The sequence below is a fragment of the Acinetobacter sp. 226 genome (assembly GCF_048147925.1).
GTDB classification, from domain to species: domain Bacteria; phylum Pseudomonadota; class Gammaproteobacteria; order Pseudomonadales; family Moraxellaceae; genus Acinetobacter; species Acinetobacter pecorum.
The window spans coordinates 13,859-31,148 of sequence record NZ_JAYWYX010000028.1 but is presented as its reverse complement, the minus strand read 5'-3'; the positions used below and the strand labels follow the sequence as shown (position 1 = coordinate 31,148).

17 protein-coding genes are annotated in these 17,290 nt (G+C 43.2%); 7 read left to right on the top strand and 10 right to left on the bottom strand.

The genetic code is table 11. The features are described from left to right. Nucleotides 1-180 precede the first annotated feature (180 nt). Entirely contained in the window at nt 181-834 is a 654-nt protein-coding gene (locus VXP95_RS12995; RefSeq protein ID WP_416712172.1) for a hypothetical protein, read from the bottom strand. A gap of 100 nt (nt 835-934) precedes the next feature. Between VXP95_RS12995 and ispF the strand changes: the two genes are divergently transcribed. Beyond that, nucleotides 935-1,423: a 2-C-methyl-D-erythritol 2,4-cyclodiphosphate synthase gene (gene ispF, locus VXP95_RS12990; RefSeq protein WP_064095367.1), complete on the top strand. Its 489-nt coding sequence runs from the start codon at nt 935-937 to the stop codon at nt 1,421-1,423. A gap of 2 nt (nt 1,424-1,425) precedes the next feature. Here ispF and VXP95_RS12985 read toward each other — a convergent pair whose 3' ends face one another. The 3 genes from VXP95_RS12985 to VXP95_RS12975 all read right to left on the bottom strand — a co-directional run bounded on the left by VXP95_RS12985 (nt 1,426) and on the right by VXP95_RS12975 (nt 4,124). Continuing rightward, nucleotides 1,426-1,950, bottom strand: coding sequence for a protein tyrosine phosphatase family protein (locus VXP95_RS12985; protein ID WP_416682181.1), 525 nt, complete (start codon nt 1,948-1,950; stop codon nt 1,426-1,428). A 64-nt stretch (nt 1,951-2,014) separates the two neighbouring features. Continuing rightward, nucleotides 2,015-3,106, bottom strand: coding sequence for a 3-deoxy-7-phosphoheptulonate synthase (locus tag VXP95_RS12980; RefSeq protein ID WP_191731298.1), 1,092 nt, complete (start codon nt 3,104-3,106; stop codon nt 2,015-2,017). Between the two features lie 127 nt (nt 3,107-3,233). Then, complete coding sequence (locus VXP95_RS12975; RefSeq protein ID WP_416682182.1) at nt 3,234-4,124, bottom strand: sulfite exporter TauE/SafE family protein; 891 nt, start codon at nt 4,122-4,124, stop codon at nt 3,234-3,236. A 387-nt stretch (nt 4,125-4,511) separates the two neighbouring features. Between VXP95_RS12975 and lpxB the strand changes: the two genes are divergently transcribed. Next, entirely contained in the window at nt 4,512-5,681 is a 1,170-nt protein-coding gene (lpxB, locus tag VXP95_RS12970; RefSeq protein ID WP_416682184.1) for a lipid-A-disaccharide synthase, read from the top strand. Nucleotides 5,682-5,686: 5 nt separating this feature from the next. Here lpxB and VXP95_RS12965 read toward each other — a convergent pair whose 3' ends face one another. Next, nucleotides 5,687-6,637 (bottom strand): AraC family transcriptional regulator, encoded by a 951-nt coding sequence (locus VXP95_RS12965; RefSeq protein ID WP_416712171.1) that lies wholly within the window; start codon nt 6,635-6,637, stop codon nt 5,687-5,689. 188 nt (nt 6,638-6,825) lie between these two features. Between VXP95_RS12965 and VXP95_RS12960 the strand changes: the two genes are divergently transcribed. Beyond that, on the top strand, nt 6,826-8,040 hold the full coding sequence (locus VXP95_RS12960; protein WP_416712170.1) for an alkane 1-monooxygenase: 1,215 nt from the start codon (nt 6,826-6,828) through the stop codon (nt 8,038-8,040). Nucleotides 8,041-8,094: 54 nt separating this feature from the next. Here VXP95_RS12960 and VXP95_RS12955 read toward each other — a convergent pair whose 3' ends face one another. Continuing rightward, the gene (locus VXP95_RS12955; protein WP_416712180.1) at nt 8,095-9,918 is read right to left on the bottom strand and encodes an acyl-CoA dehydrogenase; all 1,824 of its coding nucleotides are present in this window, start codon (nt 9,916-9,918) and stop codon (nt 8,095-8,097) included. 78 nt (nt 9,919-9,996) lie between these two features. Here VXP95_RS12955 and VXP95_RS12950 point away from each other — a divergent pair, with 78 nt between their 5' ends. Then, entirely contained in the window at nt 9,997-10,977 is a 981-nt protein-coding gene (locus VXP95_RS12950; protein ID WP_416712169.1) for a GlxA family transcriptional regulator, read from the top strand. A 6-nt stretch (nt 10,978-10,983) separates the two neighbouring features. Here VXP95_RS12950 and VXP95_RS12945 read toward each other — a convergent pair whose 3' ends face one another. Both VXP95_RS12945 and VXP95_RS12940 read right to left on the bottom strand, forming a co-directional pair. Next, nucleotides 10,984-12,186: an MFS transporter gene (locus tag VXP95_RS12945; RefSeq protein WP_416712179.1), complete on the bottom strand. Its 1,203-nt coding sequence runs from the start codon at nt 12,184-12,186 to the stop codon at nt 10,984-10,986. Continuing rightward, entirely contained in the window at nt 12,186-12,626 is a 441-nt protein-coding gene (locus VXP95_RS12940) for a MarR family winged helix-turn-helix transcriptional regulator (protein ID WP_416682189.1), read from the bottom strand. Before VXP95_RS12940 ends, VXP95_RS12945 begins: the two co-directional genes overlap by 1 nt. 256 nt (nt 12,627-12,882) lie before the next feature. Between VXP95_RS12940 and VXP95_RS12935 the strand changes: the two genes are divergently transcribed. Genes VXP95_RS12935 through VXP95_RS12925 form a run of 3 tightly spaced genes read left to right on the top strand, consistent with a single transcriptional unit; the run spans nt 12,883 to nt 15,446 of the window. Beyond that, entirely contained in the window at nt 12,883-14,328 is a 1,446-nt protein-coding gene (locus tag VXP95_RS12935) for a cytochrome ubiquinol oxidase subunit I (RefSeq protein ID WP_064095351.1), read from the top strand. Next, nucleotides 14,325-15,329, top strand: a complete 1,005-nt coding sequence (gene cydB, locus VXP95_RS12930) for a cytochrome d ubiquinol oxidase subunit II (protein WP_064102941.1) — start codon at nt 14,325-14,327, stop codon at nt 15,327-15,329. The genes VXP95_RS12935 and cydB overlap by 4 nt, the downstream gene beginning before the upstream one ends. 9 nt (nt 15,330-15,338) lie before the next feature. After that, complete coding sequence (locus VXP95_RS12925; protein WP_144724873.1) at nt 15,339-15,446, top strand: DUF2474 family protein; 108 nt, start codon at nt 15,339-15,341, stop codon at nt 15,444-15,446. A 91-nt stretch (nt 15,447-15,537) separates the two neighbouring features. Here VXP95_RS12925 and VXP95_RS12920 read toward each other — a convergent pair whose 3' ends face one another. Together VXP95_RS12920 and VXP95_RS12915 are read right to left on the bottom strand one after the other, a co-directional pair. Further along, the gene (locus tag VXP95_RS12920) at nt 15,538-16,092 is read right to left on the bottom strand and encodes a thermonuclease family protein (protein ID WP_416712168.1); all 555 of its coding nucleotides are present in this window, start codon (nt 16,090-16,092) and stop codon (nt 15,538-15,540) included. A gap of 228 nt (nt 16,093-16,320) precedes the next feature. Continuing rightward, nucleotides 16,321-17,238 (bottom strand): LysR family transcriptional regulator, encoded by a 918-nt coding sequence (locus VXP95_RS12915; RefSeq protein WP_416712167.1) that lies wholly within the window; start codon nt 17,236-17,238, stop codon nt 16,321-16,323. Nucleotides 17,239-17,290: the final 52 nt, after the last annotated feature.

Here is a 17,290-nt window from a genome sequence, read left to right as displayed (position 1 = left end):
AAACCATTCAAAATGAGCAAGGAAATTTCCTCTTTTTATAGGAGTGCGGAGCATGCTCCTCTGGGGAGAGGCTCTTATAAATATCTGGTTATCCCGGGAAGCAGTGCTTCTCATCCCTGAGGGAGAAGGAAATTTAGATACTAATTAATGCTCGCTTTTTGATGACTTTAGATTAGCTATTTAATCATATAAACGATAAATGCCAGTAAATCGCTCACAACCTTTCTGCTGGCTGCTGACAACTAAAATGGCTTTACTATAGTCAAACTCATAGCGGCAGTCATTTTCATTGTCGGTAATCTGATTTTTTGCCTCAGGTGTGGTATAAGCTAAAAAGGGAATGGTCTGCGTCTCGGCCCGGTTATTCGGATTGCGATATGCCAGGCCTTCAATCTTGATCCGGTCTTTGGTCAGTTGATGAATCTTGAGATGAACAGGCTGCTTGGCAATTTGCCCCTGTTCAAACTTGATATAATGCTGGGTTAAACTTTGATTCAGCGAAATATAGATATTTAAATCATCTAAACGCCATTCGAACTGCTGTTTAAAACAGTCTATGGTTTTGCATTGCTGCAAGCGGCTTACCCATAATTTTTGGGTATCTTGCAATAAGCGTACAGGTGCATCAGTAATCAGGAAAGCAGTAAAGTATTGGTCTGTAAGTTTTTCACGAGATTCGGCCAGTGCTGCTGAACAGAGTTTCTTCATGGCAGCCGTTTTTTTACTGTCGTTATTACAGTCTAGTGTAATCGCCGAACTGCCCGTAGAAATCATCCCCAGACCGAGCATTATCGCAATTATTTTCAACATTTTTATATCAGTTTTCAGTAGCATGATCGCTTATACTTTCACTGTGTTACGCTTGGTCTAACTATAGCGAAATAGAAAGCAAGTGTACAAGATTTCAATTGGCTATTTCTAAAGGATGTATAAGGTGATCGCACAAATTCGTATTGGCCAGGGGCTGGATGTGCATGCATTTGAAGAAGGTGATTTTGTCACTTTGGCAGGCATTCAAATTCCGCATACTCATGGTCTGAAAGCACATTCGGATGGTGATGTGGTGTTGCATGCACTCTGTGATGCTTTGTTGGGGGCCTTGGCGCTTGGAGATATTGGCCAGCATTTTCCGGATACAGATCCTGAGTTTAAAGGCGCAGATAGCCGGGTATTGCTCAAACATGTTTATCAGTTGATTCTGGATCGTGGGTATCTTTTGAATAATGCCGATATTACCGTAGCCTGTGAACGTCCAAAACTGGCGAAACACAATCTGGCAATGCGTCAAAGTATCGCGGATGTCTTGGATGTCGATGTGACACAGATCAGTATTAAAGCCACCACCACTGAGCAGTTAGGCTTTACTGGTCGTCAGGAAGGAATTATGTCCACGGCAATCGTGCTGTTGAGCCATAGTAAATAAGCTCAAGTAAAATGATTCGGATTAATCAGGGAAAGTTCCAGTTCCTGTGTTGCTTTACGGCCTTGTAACTGTAGGGCAACCGCATGCATTAAACCGGTCCAGGTTTCATTAGGTTCCCAAATTTTATGCAAATGCTGTTGTGCGTGAGGCAGTTCAATATCCATATAGTATTGACGATATAGATACATGAGACAACTGACATGGTAATTTAGCGAACAATGTACCCAGATCATTTGATCTTTTACCAGGTGATCGATCAGGTCTAGTACCAGCAAGCACTGATTGTCTGAAGGCGTTTCCCAGGAAAGTGGAACCTGAATATAGTTTAACCCCAGCTCAAGACAAATTTTATCTTCATGTGGTAGATGCTGCTGGCTATCGGTTAATGCTACGTTAATGACTGTAGACACGCCGTATTCTTTCATCAGCTGTAGCTGGGCAATGGTCGGCTGACCCGAACTAAACAGATGTTCATGTATGAACTGAAAATTCTCAATCTGGCTTAATGCCGTTTCAATGTCATTCATCAGATATAATTTCCTTGTTCTAGAAATGCAAACGCCATCTTGGCGATGGCGTTTGTCAGATCATTTAACGATTAGGTAAAATGTCTTTCAATGCCTCATGCATGTCGAGTAAAACTTTTTCAGTCGTTTCCCAATCGATACAGCCATCAGTAACTGATTTTCCATATTCCAGATCACATAGATTGGCAGGAATATCCTGACGGCCACCTTTCAGGTGACTTTCTACCATAATACCAACAATTGACTTATTTCCATCAAGAATTTGTTCCGTAATATTTTTTAAGACGAGCGGTTGTAAGTACGGATCTTTGTTCGAGTTCGCATGACTGGCATCGATCATGATCTTGCCGCTGACCTTGGCTTTGGCCAGTGCAGCTTCTGCATCTGCGACCGAGCCTGCATCATAGTTCGGTTTGCCATTACCACCACGCAACACCACGTGCGCATATGGGTTGCCAGAGGTGCGAATGACAGCCACCTGACCCTGGTCATTCAGACCGAGGAAACTATGACCGTGTTTCACCGACTGCATCGCATTGGTTGCGACCGTTAAACCGCCATCAGTACCATTTTTAAAGCCGACCGGAGAAGAAAGGCCTGAAGACATTTCACGATGGGTCTGGCTTTCTGTAGTACGTGCACCAATCGCTGACCATGAAATCAGGTCTTGATAATACTGTGGAGAGTTTGGATCAAGTGCTTCAGTGGCACATGGCAAGCCCATTTCATTTAGTTCAAGTAACAGTTTGCGACCAATACGCAGACCTTTTTCAATATTGAATGAATCATTCATATCCGGATCATTGATCAGGCCTTTCCAGCCTATTGTGGTACGTGGTTTTTCAAAATAAACGCGCATCACAATATATAAGCTGTCTTTAACTTTTTCGCTCAGTACTTTTAAACGTTCTGCATATTCATGTGCAGCCGCCGGATCATGTATAGAGCAAGGGCCAATTACAACGAACAGGCGTTTGTCTTCACCATCCAGGATTTTACGAATCGTTTCACGACCATGCAGTACGGTTTGATAAGCAGTTTCAGTCAACGGTAATTCTGCTTTAAGCTCGGCAGGGGTTACAAGAGGAATCATGCTGTGGATATTCACGTCATCAATATCTGATGCTGAAATAGGATTTGACTGTTGTGTATTCATTGCCGTCACTGGTTCGATCATACAAAAGGTTGTTTAATAGCCCGAATATAACATGAATGATGCGTCACTTTGTTATAAAAAAGATGAATATTTCTTTGAAAAAAAAGTGATGAATCGGATAGTTAAGTTAAACAGATTGTGAATTTTGGCTCATGATTATCATTGCTGTTTCAGCAGGTTGGGCCGGTTTTGATTTCACAGGATTAATCATGAAATTTACACCTAGGGCAAATAGGGTGATACCTAAAATTTTCCGGATCAGTTTTTCCGGCATACGTGAACTAAGCAAGGTCCCCACAATAATCGCCGGAATAGATCCCACCAATAACCACATGAGTAGCATGAAATCGACGTTGCCTGAAGACATATGACCCAGCCCTGCAACCAGGGTCAATAACACTGCATGCACAACATCTGAGCCAATGATACGAATCATCGGTAGATTCGGGAACATCACTACAAGAGCCATGATACCAAATGCGCCGGCTCCCACTGAAGAGAGCGTGACAAATATGCCTAAGATAATGCCCATAATGATAATGGCTATGCGCTTATCTTTAGCTTGCAGTTTTATTTTTTCCAGATCCTGCGTCATGTCAGGCAGTTCTTGTTTTCTGTATTTATTGAAAAGATTTTCGATCTGGGTGCGAAACAGAATAGATAAGCCGGTAATGGTCAGCATAAAGCCCAATACCATGGTCAGGACGGCTTTGTAATGCGTTGATTGGCTCAGATAGTTATCAAGAACCCAATGCGTTGCAAAAGAAGCGGGGATACTGCCAACGGCCAGCCAGATCACAATCGGCCAGACGATATTCATTTTTTTGGCATGCACAAACGAGCCACAGAATTTAGAAATCGCGGCATAGAGCAGGTCAGTACCAATCGCGATATGCGGTTCAATCCGGAATAAACTGATGAGAATTGGCGTCATCAATGAACCACCACCCACACCGGTGACACCTACACAAAAACCTACCAGAACGCCTGCTAAAATAAATTCAATCGGACCAAACATGCATATATGCCAAAATCAAAAAACGAGCATATCTTATGACTTTTGGATATAAGTCGTTGTCTTGATTATTGATTTACTTATGCATAAAAAAGATAAAGCTAGGTGAAGAATATTAGGTGATCTTTCATGTTTATTCACTGGGTTATGTATAAAGTGCGAATATGATGATTGATTTTAACTGCCCGATTTGCCTCATTTCTGTCTAATTTAATGTATCTGTTAATGTCGATTTAATTCTTGTTAGGCAAGTTCGATCATTGACTAAGTCATTCTAAACGGTGAGTTTCTTAAAATTAGAAGATGCTTAAGCTTATTCCGGAATAGCGACAGGATTATGTTAGAATCCCGATTCAATAAATTTCCATGCGGATCTGAGAGGAAACCCACTTGCTAAATCGAAAACTTAAAATTGGAATCGTGGTCGGTGAAGTTTCTGGAGATACGCTTGGCGCAAAATTGATTCGCCGTTTTCGTGAGCAAGGCATTGATGCTGAATTTGAAGGTATCGGTGGTCCACAAATGATCGAGGAAGGCTTTAAAAGCTATTATCCGATGGATATTTTATCGGTGATGGGCATTGTCGAAGTTTTAAAAGATATTAAAAAACTGTTTGCTGTTCGTGACGGTCTGGTGGAAACCTGGACTAAAGATCCGGTCGATATTTTTATCGGGATTGATGCGCCTGATTTTAACCTGCGTTTGTCGAAAACCATTAAACAAAAACAGTTACCGATTAAAACCGTGCAATACGTCAGTCCTTCGGTCTGGGCATGGCGTCAAGGTCGTGTGCATGGCATTAAAGCCAGTATTGATCTAGTACTGTGCTTATTTCCATTTGAAAAAGCCTTTTTCAAACAATGGGATGTACCGGCAGCTTTTGTTGGACATCCGCTCGCTAGCCAATTACCGCTTGAAAATCCAATTCTGGATGCTCAAACAGAATTAGGCCTCGATCCACATCAGAAATATATTGCCTTATTGCCGGGCAGCCGTCGTGGGGAAATTGAACGTTTAGGCCCTTTGGTTCTGGATGCCGCCAATATTCTGCACCAAAAATATTCGGATTATACCTTTTTGATTCCGGCCATTAATGATGCACGGAAGCAGCAAATCGAAAGTTTACTGGCCACTTATCCTGAGAGCCTAAAGGCCCAGATTCGTCTGATGGAAAATACCAGCGCTGAATCCAAAATTGGCCGTCAGGTGATGAATGCATCGAATATCATCGCATTGGCGTCTGGAACTGCAACGCTTGAAGCGATGTTGCTGCACCGTCCGATGGTGACTTTTTATAAACTGCACTGGCTGACTTATCAAATTGCCAAATTACTGGTAAAAATCCCTTATTTTTCATTGCCAAATATCATTGCTGGCAAAAAAGTGATTCAGGAATTGATTCAGTCCGATGCTACCCCGGAAAATCTGGCTGCTGAAATTGAAAAGTTAATGGATATTGAAGTGGCGCAGACTCAAGTCATGCAGCATATTACCATGCACAAGCAGCTGCTTTCTGGTAATAGTGAAGACCCGGTCAAAGCGGTACTGGCTTTAGTCTAGTAATTTTAGTCTGGTAATATAGACTGATTCTTCTGAGAATTCAGCCGGTATTGGGTCGGCGTCTGTTCAAACTGTTTTTTAAAACTTTGACTAAATGCCGTCTCGGATGAATAACCAACCAGATAAGCGATCTGCTGGATACCAAATCCACTATTTCTCAAATATTGCGCGGCGAGGCGCAGGCGGTGCTGTTGCAGATAGGCAAGGGGCGGCTCACCGACAATCTGGGTAAACAGTTGGGCGAATTTGGAGCGTGACATATGACACTGTTCGGCCAGACTTTCTACGGTCCAAGACTTCTCAGGTTTGCCATGAATTGCCGCCAGTGCATTGGATAATTCCGGATGTGAGAGAGCATTCAGCCAGCTCGAGGCATTTTCCAGGTTTAAAATATAATCACGCACGCATTCAATCAGTAAAATACTGACCAGATGATCCAGAATCTTGTCACGTCCCGGACGAAGTTGCTGGGTTTCCAATGCCAGAAATTGCAAGCCCACCTGTAACCATTCCGGTGCGGTATCACCCAGAATATGTTGAATATGCAGGTATTTAGGTAAGGCACTTAAAAGAGGTTTGGCCATCTGGATATCCAGGCTGGAACGAATGGCCAGTATGAAACTATGCTCCGCCGAATTTTCCCGATTGAGATCGACACATTGCTGTGCATTGCTCTGAAAATAAGGATTAATCGCATGGTGCTCAGAAAAACCGGCATTGTCTGGGCAGGAAACATGATGGGCAGAACCTGCGGGTAATAGCACCAGATCACCTTGTTGCAGCTCCAGCCGATCACCATTCATGAACTTTAATTGCGCCTGTCCCTGTAACAGTATATAGGCCAGCATAAAAGGCTCATGCTGATAGTCAAAGCCGCCCGGATGAAATACATTCAGATAAAGGTATTCTGATTTTTCCAGATGAATATCATCAAAAATTTTACTTAAAGCATCCATGCCTAACTCTATTCTTCTGTTTTATTTCATTTAATTGACTATAAATTTTTGAACTTTGTGATTTTAGGCCAGAATTTTGCAGCATGTGCCAAAGACGCTGACATAGCTTTTCTGGACGTTGAATACTGTTCGCTACTGCTGAAATATTCAACTATAAGTGCAGAGTAACATAAAAAAGGAAGGTCGCAATGAATGCCCCTGCACAAATCCAGAAAGCGCAGTTTACGCAGGAAGCGTACGCACCAAAAGGTGTAAAGCTGGATAAAAAACGTTTTGGCTGGTTGCTCAGCCCAGGTCTGCCTGTGATCGGAATGGGAATTCTGGCTGGTTATCATTTTGGTCCCAAAGCCACTCAAAAAATCTTTGCGATGGGCGGGCCTTTATTACTGCATGTAATCATTCCGACATTGGACGCACTGATTGGCGATGATGCCAATAATCCAAATGATGAGCAGATCAAGGCACTGGTTAACGATCCTTATTATGACCGCATTGTAAAAGCATTTATTCCCTTGCAAATGGCAGCCAATGCCTTTGCCGGCTATGTCGTAAGCCGGCCAAATGTGTCTTTGCTGGATCAGATACTGCTTGGAGTTTCTATGGGGGCGATTAATGGTGTGGGGGTGAATACCGCACATGAACTCAGCCATCGTCCCCAGAAAAAAGACCATTACTGGTCTCATGCCAGCCTGATGCCTTTGGGTTATAACCATTTCCGGATTGAACATCCTTATGGACACCATAAACGGGTGGCGACACCAGAAGATCCGGCATCTTCGAAAATGGGTGAGTCTTTTTACCGCTTCTGGCCACGTACAGTAATAGGCGGATTAAAATCTGCAATCCAGATTGAAAAAAGACGGCTCGAGCGTAAAGGACTGAAATTCTTTAATCAGGAAAATGAACTGTTTCATGGCTGGGCCATGAGTGCCGGCTATCATGCATTGATGCTGCAGGCGTACGGCAAGAAAATTATTCCTTATACACTGACACAGGCATTTTATGGCGTCAGCCTGTTTGAGATTGTGAATTATATCGAGCACTACGGACTAAAACGCGGACAGAAAGCGGATGGCAGTTATGAGCGAACCTTACCGGAACATAGCTGGAACAATAATAATATCGTGACCAATCTGTTTTTGTATCAGTTACAGCGCCATTCTGATCATCATGCTTTCCCAAGCCGTCCATTTCAGGCGTTGCGGCATTTTGATGAAGCGCCAGAATTACCCAGCGGTTATGCAACCATGTTGATTCCAGCCTTGATTCCACCTTTATGGTACAAAATCATGGATCAGCGGGTATATCAGCATTATCAGGGCGATTTAAGCAAGGCCAATATCTTGCCTTCCAAGCGTGCCAAACTGTTTAAAAAATTTGGTGTAAAAGACTCTGCAGCTTAATGAATTACAAAATAAAAATGCGCCGATAAAGGCGCATTTTTTGATGAATTCTGCCTAGAACCAGTCGGCTTGCATATTCAGGCAAGTATCATCCAGATTCATCAGTAATTTGGCTTGATGTTCAACTTCCGGGAGTTCCCAGCGAATAAAATATTGAGCTGCCTGAATTTTCCCTGCCAGAAAAGTCTGATCTTCTGCCTGCGAAGATGTGCCAAACTTGAGTTGAGCCTGATTCGCCATTTCCAGCCAGAGCCAGGACAGGATGGTCTTACCCATCATATCCAGATACAGGCCTGAATTGGCCAAAGCTTCACTGACTTTGCCTTGATGTAGGGCCTGACCTAAAACCTGAGTAGTTTCTTGTACAGTGACAAGATGCTGTTTATAGATCTCTGCCAGTTCCACTATCTTAGGTTCATGAATTTCTGACAAGGTTTTCTGGATGCGCTGCATGAGCAGATTGAGCCCTTTGCCATTATGCTGCCAGAGTTTACGTCCCAGCAGATCCAGAGATTGAATGCCGTAAGTTCCTTCATGAATCGGATTGAGCCGGTTATCACGGTAACATTGCTCCACCGGATATTCACGGGTATAACCCGCGCCGCCCAGGACCTGAATAGCCAGATCATTGGCTTTCGGACCATAGGTAGAAGGGAAAGATTTAACCACCGGGGTGATGAGATCAAGCAGAATTGCACTATCTTCATCTTGAGCTGCCTGATGTTCATCAATTAATCGGGCTGCAAATAAGCAAAGTGCCAGCGAACCTTCTACATACGACTTTTGCGCCAGCAGCATGCGTTTGACATCGGTATGTTCAATGATATTCACCGGTTTGGAATCAGGTGTTTTTTCATGAACTGGCCGGCCTTGCGGACGGTTTTTAGCATAATCCAGAGATTCCAGATAGCCACGATAACCAATCATGGCTGCGCCCAGACCTACACCCACACGCGCTTCATTCATCATCTTGAACATATATTTTAAGCCATGTCCAGGTTCTCCAATTAAATAGCCTAAGCAATTATCATTTTCTCCAAAGCTTAAAACTGTAGATGTAGTACCTCGATAGCCCATTTTGTGCAGTAAGCCAGCCAGCTGTATATCATTAGCTTTACCGAGGGAACCATCCTCATGAGTTCTGAGTTTTGGTACGATAAACAGGGAAATTCCTTTCACGCCTTGCGGCGCATCCTGAATCCTCGCCAAGACCAGATGCACAATATTTTCGCTAATGTCCTGATCGCCACCCGAAATAAACATTTTCTGGCCTTTAATTTTATAAATTCCATCTGTCTGAGGAATCGCTTTAGTGGTCAGATCGCCCAAAGAGGAACCTACATTCGGTTCGGTCATGGCCATGGTGCCAGCAAAGCGGCCACTCAACATATGCGGTAGGAATATTTGCTTTTGTTCTGGGGAGGCAAAAGCTTGTATCAGGTTCGCCGCAGCTGCTGTTAGAAAAGAATAAGCCACGGTGGACGGATTGGCCGACATGAAATAAGTATTACAGGCCATATTCACCAAAGTGGGCAGTTGCATGCCGCCATCTGCATAATCATGCTGGGCGCAGAGCAGGCCGGCATCGGCAAACTGTTGCCAAGCTGTCTTCACTTCATCAATGGTTTTGACCTGTTTGCCGTCAAAGTTCGGTTCATGCTGATCAGCTTTGGCATTATGCGGTGCAAAATAATCAGTCGCGATACCTTTTGCCGTTTCCAGAATACTGTCGAAAGTATTTTTGTCATGATCCTGATAGCGTTGCAGTTTAGTCAGCGCTTCAAGTTTGAATACGTCATAAAGCTGGAAATGAAGATCTTTATCGTTCATCAGTTGAGTCACGGTACTATCCTGAATGTTTAATCCTTGAGATAGCATCAAGACTAGCAGTTGCTTTTATTGAGGAGGATTGTCAATAATGACATGAATCGGGTGAAAAGTGACAAATAGAAAAATATGCAACAGGTGGTGATTTTAGGCTTTGATGGCGCTTTGGCTTCAGCCATTACGGGTGTGGTCGATTTATTTTCCATGGCTGGCGTAAGCTGGAACCGGATCCAGCAGCAGGATGTAAAGCGCTTGTTTAAGGTGAGTATCGCCAGTCCGGATGGATACCCGATTCGGTGTATCAATGGGCTGCAGTTGCAGGCACATGTTTCTTATCAAGAGATTCAAACTGCTGATATTCTGGTGGTGCCGACTATTGCCGCACCGATTCAGGATGTATTGCAACAGAATCCAGAACTGATTCATTTTTTACAATCTGCACATGCAGATGCGACTTTAATTGCAGGAAACTGTACCGGGAATTTCTTTCTGGCAGAAGCAGGCATTTTAGATGACCGAGTTGCAACAACGCATTGGGGTTTTCAGGAAATGTTCCGTTCACGCTATCCTAAGGTGAAACTGAATGCCGATCTGATGATTAGCCGGGATCAGAATATCTATTGCGCGGGTGGAGGCCTGGCCTGGTTTGACCTGGGTTTGCATCTGATTGAGCGCTTGTATGGCTTTGAGGTGGCCATGCAATCGGCTAAATCTTTCGTAATTGATTACCGCAGAGATAGCCAGTTGTCTTATTCATTGCTGAATATTGGCCAGCCGCACCATGATGAACTGGTACAAAAAATCCAGAACTGGCTAGAGCAGCATTTTCATGAAGATTTTAGTTTGAACCAGCTGGCAGAGCAGTTTAATGTGACTGGCCGAACCCTGATTCGACGCTTTAAACAAGCCTTAGACATACCGCCCAATCAGTATCTACAAGCGATCCGAATTGAAGCTGCCCGTAAACGACTGGAAGAAACCGATCAAGCTGTGGATGTGATCATGCAAAATGTCGGCTATCAGGATCCAAGTTCATTCCGCCGTTTATTTCATAAAAAAACCGGTCTGACGCCGTTGGAATACCGGCGCCGGTTTAGCCGGCGCTTTTAAAAGTGTTTAATGAGAAGGCTGTACTTTTCCTGCTTTACGGCCATGCACAAGGTAATACCAGACCAGACAGCTCAGGGTGAGCAGTGCCAAGAATAGATAAAGCTGGCGATAACCAATCTGATCCAGCAGAATACCCAAGAAATAAGGGCCAAAACCAAGACCGGCATCCAGGGCAATAAAGAAGGTTGAGGTTGCGAGTCCCATACGCTGCAATGTCGTACTTTTCACCGCAATGGTTTGACACACCGACTGGATATTACCAAAACCAAAACCAAGCAAGGCAGCACTGGCAAGTAACATCACAGAGTTTTGCGCCTGACTGAGTAGCAATATCCCCAGTGCCATAATCACAATGGCAGGATAGATAATGATATTTTCGCCTTTACGATCCATGAGCGGGCCGGTAAAAGGACGCGAAAGCAAAATGGCAAAGGCATACATTAAGAAAAAGAATGATGCTGCTTCGACCAGATTAATGTCTTTGGCATAAAAATGAATAAAGGACAGTACACCTGAATAAGAAGTAGCCACCAGCAGTACAATCAATGCAATCGGTAGGGCATTCGGTTCAATATACTGAGCCAGTTTACTGGTGCTTTGCGAAGTAGAATCTGCTGATGAATGACCTGCCTTAAGGCGTGGTGGCTGGATGAACAAGCCACAAATCAGGCAGCTGAGCGCAACTATACTGGTAAAGATGAAAATTACCTGATAATTAAAATTTGTCATCAGCCAGATTCCGACAAAGGGACCAATCGCTGTGCCAAGGGTGCTGCTCATGCTGTAATAGCCAATCCCTTCACCACGCCGGGTGGCAGGAATGGTCTGTGCAATCACGGTACCCAGTACAGTAGAAGCCATACCCATCATAAAACCGTGTATCAGCCGGATCCCTAATAAAACCTCCAGCTTGGCTGGAATCAAATACAGTCCGGAAAAAAGAAGGAAACCAGTCAAACCAATAACAAGAGTATTTTTCAAACCCAGACGGTTCAGTAATTTTCCAATCAATAATCGTCCAAATAACGTACCCACAATAAACAGACCCGATACCAGACCGGCTTGAGCAGTCGACGCGCTTAACTCAGCAACTGAGTAACCGACGATGACAATTACTAGCAAGTAAAACACCAGAACCAGTTGAAAATTTACCAGACTGATCAGGATAAAGTTGGGCGTCCATAAAGGCGCTTCTTCTTCTTGGCTCATCATGAGTTTTCCTGAGAAGTAGGTTGTAACTGCTGAATAAGTTGTACCAGGGTGGTTTTACTTTTTTGCAGATCATTTGCCTCAATCTGTTCAAGTAACTGATCTTCAAATGCATCAATCTGCTTGGAACACATGGCAAAGGTTTCTATGCCTTGTTCACTCAGTTTGAATAGTTTTTGACGCTTATCTTCAGTTTCGATCTGGGCGATCAGATCCAGCTCCACCAGTTGCTGAATCCGCCTAGTAATACTGGGCTTCGACACATTCAAATAGCTTGAAATATCAACCAATGTACATTGTTGGTGGGCTTGAATGATGTAAAGCACTTGCCATAGGGAGTAATTGAGCTGAGAGGATAATAAAATAGTATTGATCTCATCACTCATGAGTCGTGCGCACCGCAACAACAAGGAACGAAATCTGGAAGTCTGATAGAACATATAGTTAACCTGGGTAACTAATTTTTGCTTAATTTACGCCTGTTTTATCTAAAGCTCAAGGGGGGATTTTTAAAATGATTAAGCATGTTCTTTTTGCTAGCTATAGTTACATGGTTTAACATGATTAAAAAATAACCAACAAAAGAATACATACTTTTTATAATGGTCGCGCCTAAGCTAGCCATGTCACTAGAAGAATTCATGACTTAAAAATTGTAAGGCAAAGATGCCAAATAACAATACATAGGTGAAGCTTATGACTCTGGGTTTAACTGCATTAGAGTTAGCACGAATACAGTTCGCCTTTACTGTATCTTTTCATATCATTTTTCCTGCCATTTCAATTGGGCTGGCCGGTTTTCTGGCTATTCTGGAATGGCGCTGGCTCAAAACCAAAAACCCGATTTTTCAGGATCTGTTCAAATTCTGGGTGAAAATTTTCGCTGTTGCATTCGGGATGGGTGTAGTCTCAGGCGTGGTCATGAGCTATCAGTTCGGAACGAACTGGAGTGAGTTTTCACGGGTGGCGGGTAGTGTCACCGGACCTTTACTGGCCTATGAAGTTTTAACCGCTTTCTTTCTGGAAGCCGGATTTCTCGGCATCATGTTATTTGGCTGGGGACGAGTGGGACCGAAGGCACATTTTTTCTCGACCTTGATGGTTTCGCTTGGAACCTGTATTTCCATGTTCTGGATTTTATCTTCCAACAGCTGGATGCAGACTCCACACGGTTTTGCAATAGAAAATGGCCTGATTATCCCGCAAGACTGGATTGCTATCATATTTAATCCTTCTTTCCTTTATCGTCTGGCACATATGGGTACAGCTGCTTTTCTGGTTTCTGCTTTGCTGGTAGCTTCTGCAGCAGCCTGGCATCTGCTCAAGGGACGTCGTGATCCACTGGTTAAAACTTCATTCTCTATGGCAATGTGGTTGATTCTGGTACTTGCGCCATTGCAGGTGGTTATTGGTGATATGCATGGTATTAATACTCTTGAGCATCAACCAGCGAAACTGGCCGCAATAGAAGGGCACTGGGAAACCAACCATGATGAAGGCATGCCTTTATATCTTTTTGGGATTCCGGATATGCAAGCTGAAGAGACCAAATATGCGATCGGAATTCCGAACTTGGGGAGCCTGATTCTGACTCACTCAATGGATGGAACGGTCACAGGACTCAAAGATTTTGCACCTGAAGACCGGCCTAATTCATTAATCGTTTTCTGGAGCTTCAGGATCATGGTCGGTCTGGGAGTCCTCATGCTGTTACTGGCATTATGGGGGGCGTGGGCACGTAACCGAGGTCGTTTTTATGAGTCCCGCGCATTACACCGTTTTGCCTTGATTATGGGTCCCTCCGGATTTATTGCCTTGCTGGCTGGATGGTTTACGACGGAAGTCGGCCGTCAGCCTTGGGTAGTCTACGGCATCATGCGGACCAAGGATGCACTGTCACCGGTATCCGCCGAACAGGTGGGGCTAACCCTGATAATTTTTGTAGTCGTCTACTGTGTGGTATTTGGCATCGGGATCTACTACATGTTACGTCTTATGCACAAAGGTCCAGAGTTCATTCATTCCAGACCACATCATGAAACAGATAGCGATGTGGTTCAGGCTTCGCGTCGACCATTAAGTAGTATTCGCGAGCGTATTGAAGAAGTTCCTGAACAACCGGATCAGGAGGATAAAAAATGATTGATTTATCATTAATCTGGATTGCGATTATTGGTCTTGGTGTACTGGTATATACCATTCTTGATGGTTTCGATCTGGGAATCGGCATCTTGTTTCCTTTTTTCCCGCATCAGGATGAACGTGATGTCATGATGAATACTGTTGCTCCGGTTTGGGATGGTAATGAAACCTGGATGGTGTTGGGCGGTGCCGGGCTATTTGCAGCTTTCCCCCTTGCTTACTCAACCGTACTCTCGGCATTGTATATGCCGATTATTCTGATGGTGATTGCTCTGATTTTCCGGGGCGTGGCTTTTGAATTCCGCTTCAAGGCTAACCGTAGCAAGCATTGGTGGGATAAAGCCTTTATAGGCGGCTCTGTACTTACCAGTTTTCTGCAAGGCATGATTCTAGGAGCCTATATTCAGGGTATTGAGACCCGGAACGGTGTCTATGTCGGAGGTGGTCTGGACTGGCTTAGTCCATTTAGTATTTTTACCGGTATTAGTGTGGTAGTACTCTACGCAGCATTGGGTTGTGGTTGGCTGATCTATAAAACTGGAGATGACTTGCAGGATCGAATGTTTAAACTGATGCCAAAGCTGATTATTGCCTTACTGATCATACTGGCCGGTGTGAGTATATATACGCCGTTAACTCATCCGCAAATTGCTGAACGCTGGTTCAGCCAGCCTCAACTTACGTATTTTATGCCGGTTCCAATTCTGGTTCTGCTGTTTACCTGGCTGGCTTTACGTGCCTGTAAGAGACGCAGTGAATTAGGTCCATTTACCTATATGCTGGTGCTGGTTTTCCTCGCTTATACTGGTTTCTTAATTAGCCTGTGGCCATATATTATTCCGCCAAGCGTGACCATCTGGCAGGCAGCAGCGCATGAAAATAGCCAGTTATTCACTTTGATTGGTGCGTTGATCCTGATCCCGATTATTGTGATTTATACGGGTATGTCCTATTGGGTATTCCGGCATAAGGTCAGGGTTGGCGATGATGGCTATCATTAAGGAGCGGTCATGAAAGGCAAACAGGTATTATGGTTTGTAGGATTATGGCTAGCGGGATTTTTAACGCTGGCAGTGATTGCCGGTGCATTCCGCTTTATGGTGCATTTAGCCTACTAAATTAATAAAACCAAGATGAAAAGAAAAGTGATCTGGATGTCCTGATCACTTTTCTTAGCTGCAATTGATCTATTATAAAAAAAAATTAAATTTAGGATTTTAACTGTTTGCGATAAACACTTGGACGTACAGGACGAGTATGTTTCCAAAGGCCTTTCTTCTGCTTCTTAGCTTTATCTTGCAGTCCAATCATATAGCGTAAATGGTTTTTATCTTTGATGTATTCCTCATAGACCCAGGCTGCACCACGTTTAACAATCTCTTCATTGATATTTTTACGATAGCGGTAGACCACCCCGACGCAACGGCCATAACGGTCAATGTCGGTAATCTTTACCCGAACCATTTTATTATGCACCATACTTTTGACTAGTCGCTGTGATTCCTTGCCATAGGCCTGACTAGATTCTGGTGCATCTACAAAAGCAAAGCGTAATTTGGTTTCAGAGCGACGGATATTAAAACGGTAGCAGGTGAGTGTATCCCCATCACTCACAGCTTTTACGCGGCACCAATATTTTTTACCTTTCTTAAAGGGATGGAATATGTCTTTTAAATAGACTGTAATTTTGTGCAGCAGATAATAGGAAAAACACAGCAGTACTAGACCCAGCACAATTTGCAAGCTGGTGGAGAGATTTAACAAGGGCGAGATCCAAATCAGCAAGATACAGCTGCGAGAACACAGCTAAAAGTTAGGTCATTTTAGAGCAAAGCCAGTAGATCTACGGATTAAAAGCTAATCACTCAGTGTTTAGTTTTGTACCGACTAAAATAGCCTAAGTATATTTTTATGCTGATAAGATAAATCCACGGGCATCAAAAATTAATATTTTAAATAGCCTAAGCAGATTTAAACTCCTTTATAAATAGCCTAAGCAAAAATTTTATAAATTTCACTTTTTAAAAATTGATGTCTCTTATTCTCTTGTAAATCCTTATGCCAATACATACCCATATTAATTTCAGGCAGTTCTACAGGAACTTTAAAAATATTCAGACAAGCAGCCAGTTGTAAATGTGCCAATACATTTTTAGGAATAGTCAACATAGCTGTCTTTTGTTGCTCTAAAATTTGTAGTGCAGTTGAATAATGCTGACAACGTAAAAAAATCTGCCGTGAATACTGTTTCCGATTTAAATAAATATCTTCAACTAAAACCCCAGTACGACGTGAGGAAACGCCAATATGAGGGGAGGCAAGATAAATCTGTTCACTCATTTCTGTCAATTGTGTACATACTACAAATTCATCTTGTACCAGGCGCTCAAACTGGAGTTTTTCAGCAATATTTTGTTCCAGATCTATGACAAAATCGACCTGCTGAGAGGCCAGATCTGCTGCAATATTTTTACGATCCAGCTTCATGCTGCTAAGTTGAATATCGAGGCTAAGCTGCTGAAAGTGCTGAACCAGTTTAGGGAAAATCATCGGCTCAATTTCATCATGAACCGCAATCTTCAGGCTCTGGATCATCTCAGGGTTAAACTGCTGATGCTGAATCGAAATATTTTGAATCGCAAAAAGTGCTTTTTTTACTTCAGGATATATCTGTTCTGAAAACGGGGTAGGCTGCATTTTGCTACTGGTGCGCACAAATAAATCATCTTGTAAATGCTGTCTTAAACGTTGCAACGCGTGACTGGCAGCAGACTGACTAACTGATAAAATCTGTGCAGCTTTAGAAATACTATTTTGCTCATAAATCGCAATAAAAAGTGGATAAAGGTTAATGTCAATACGATAGAAATTTCGAAGATCCATCACGGTTTTAGAATGAATACTATGCATAATATTGTATGGGTTAAAATCATTTTGTTCATAATAGAATTTGGGTTAAGGT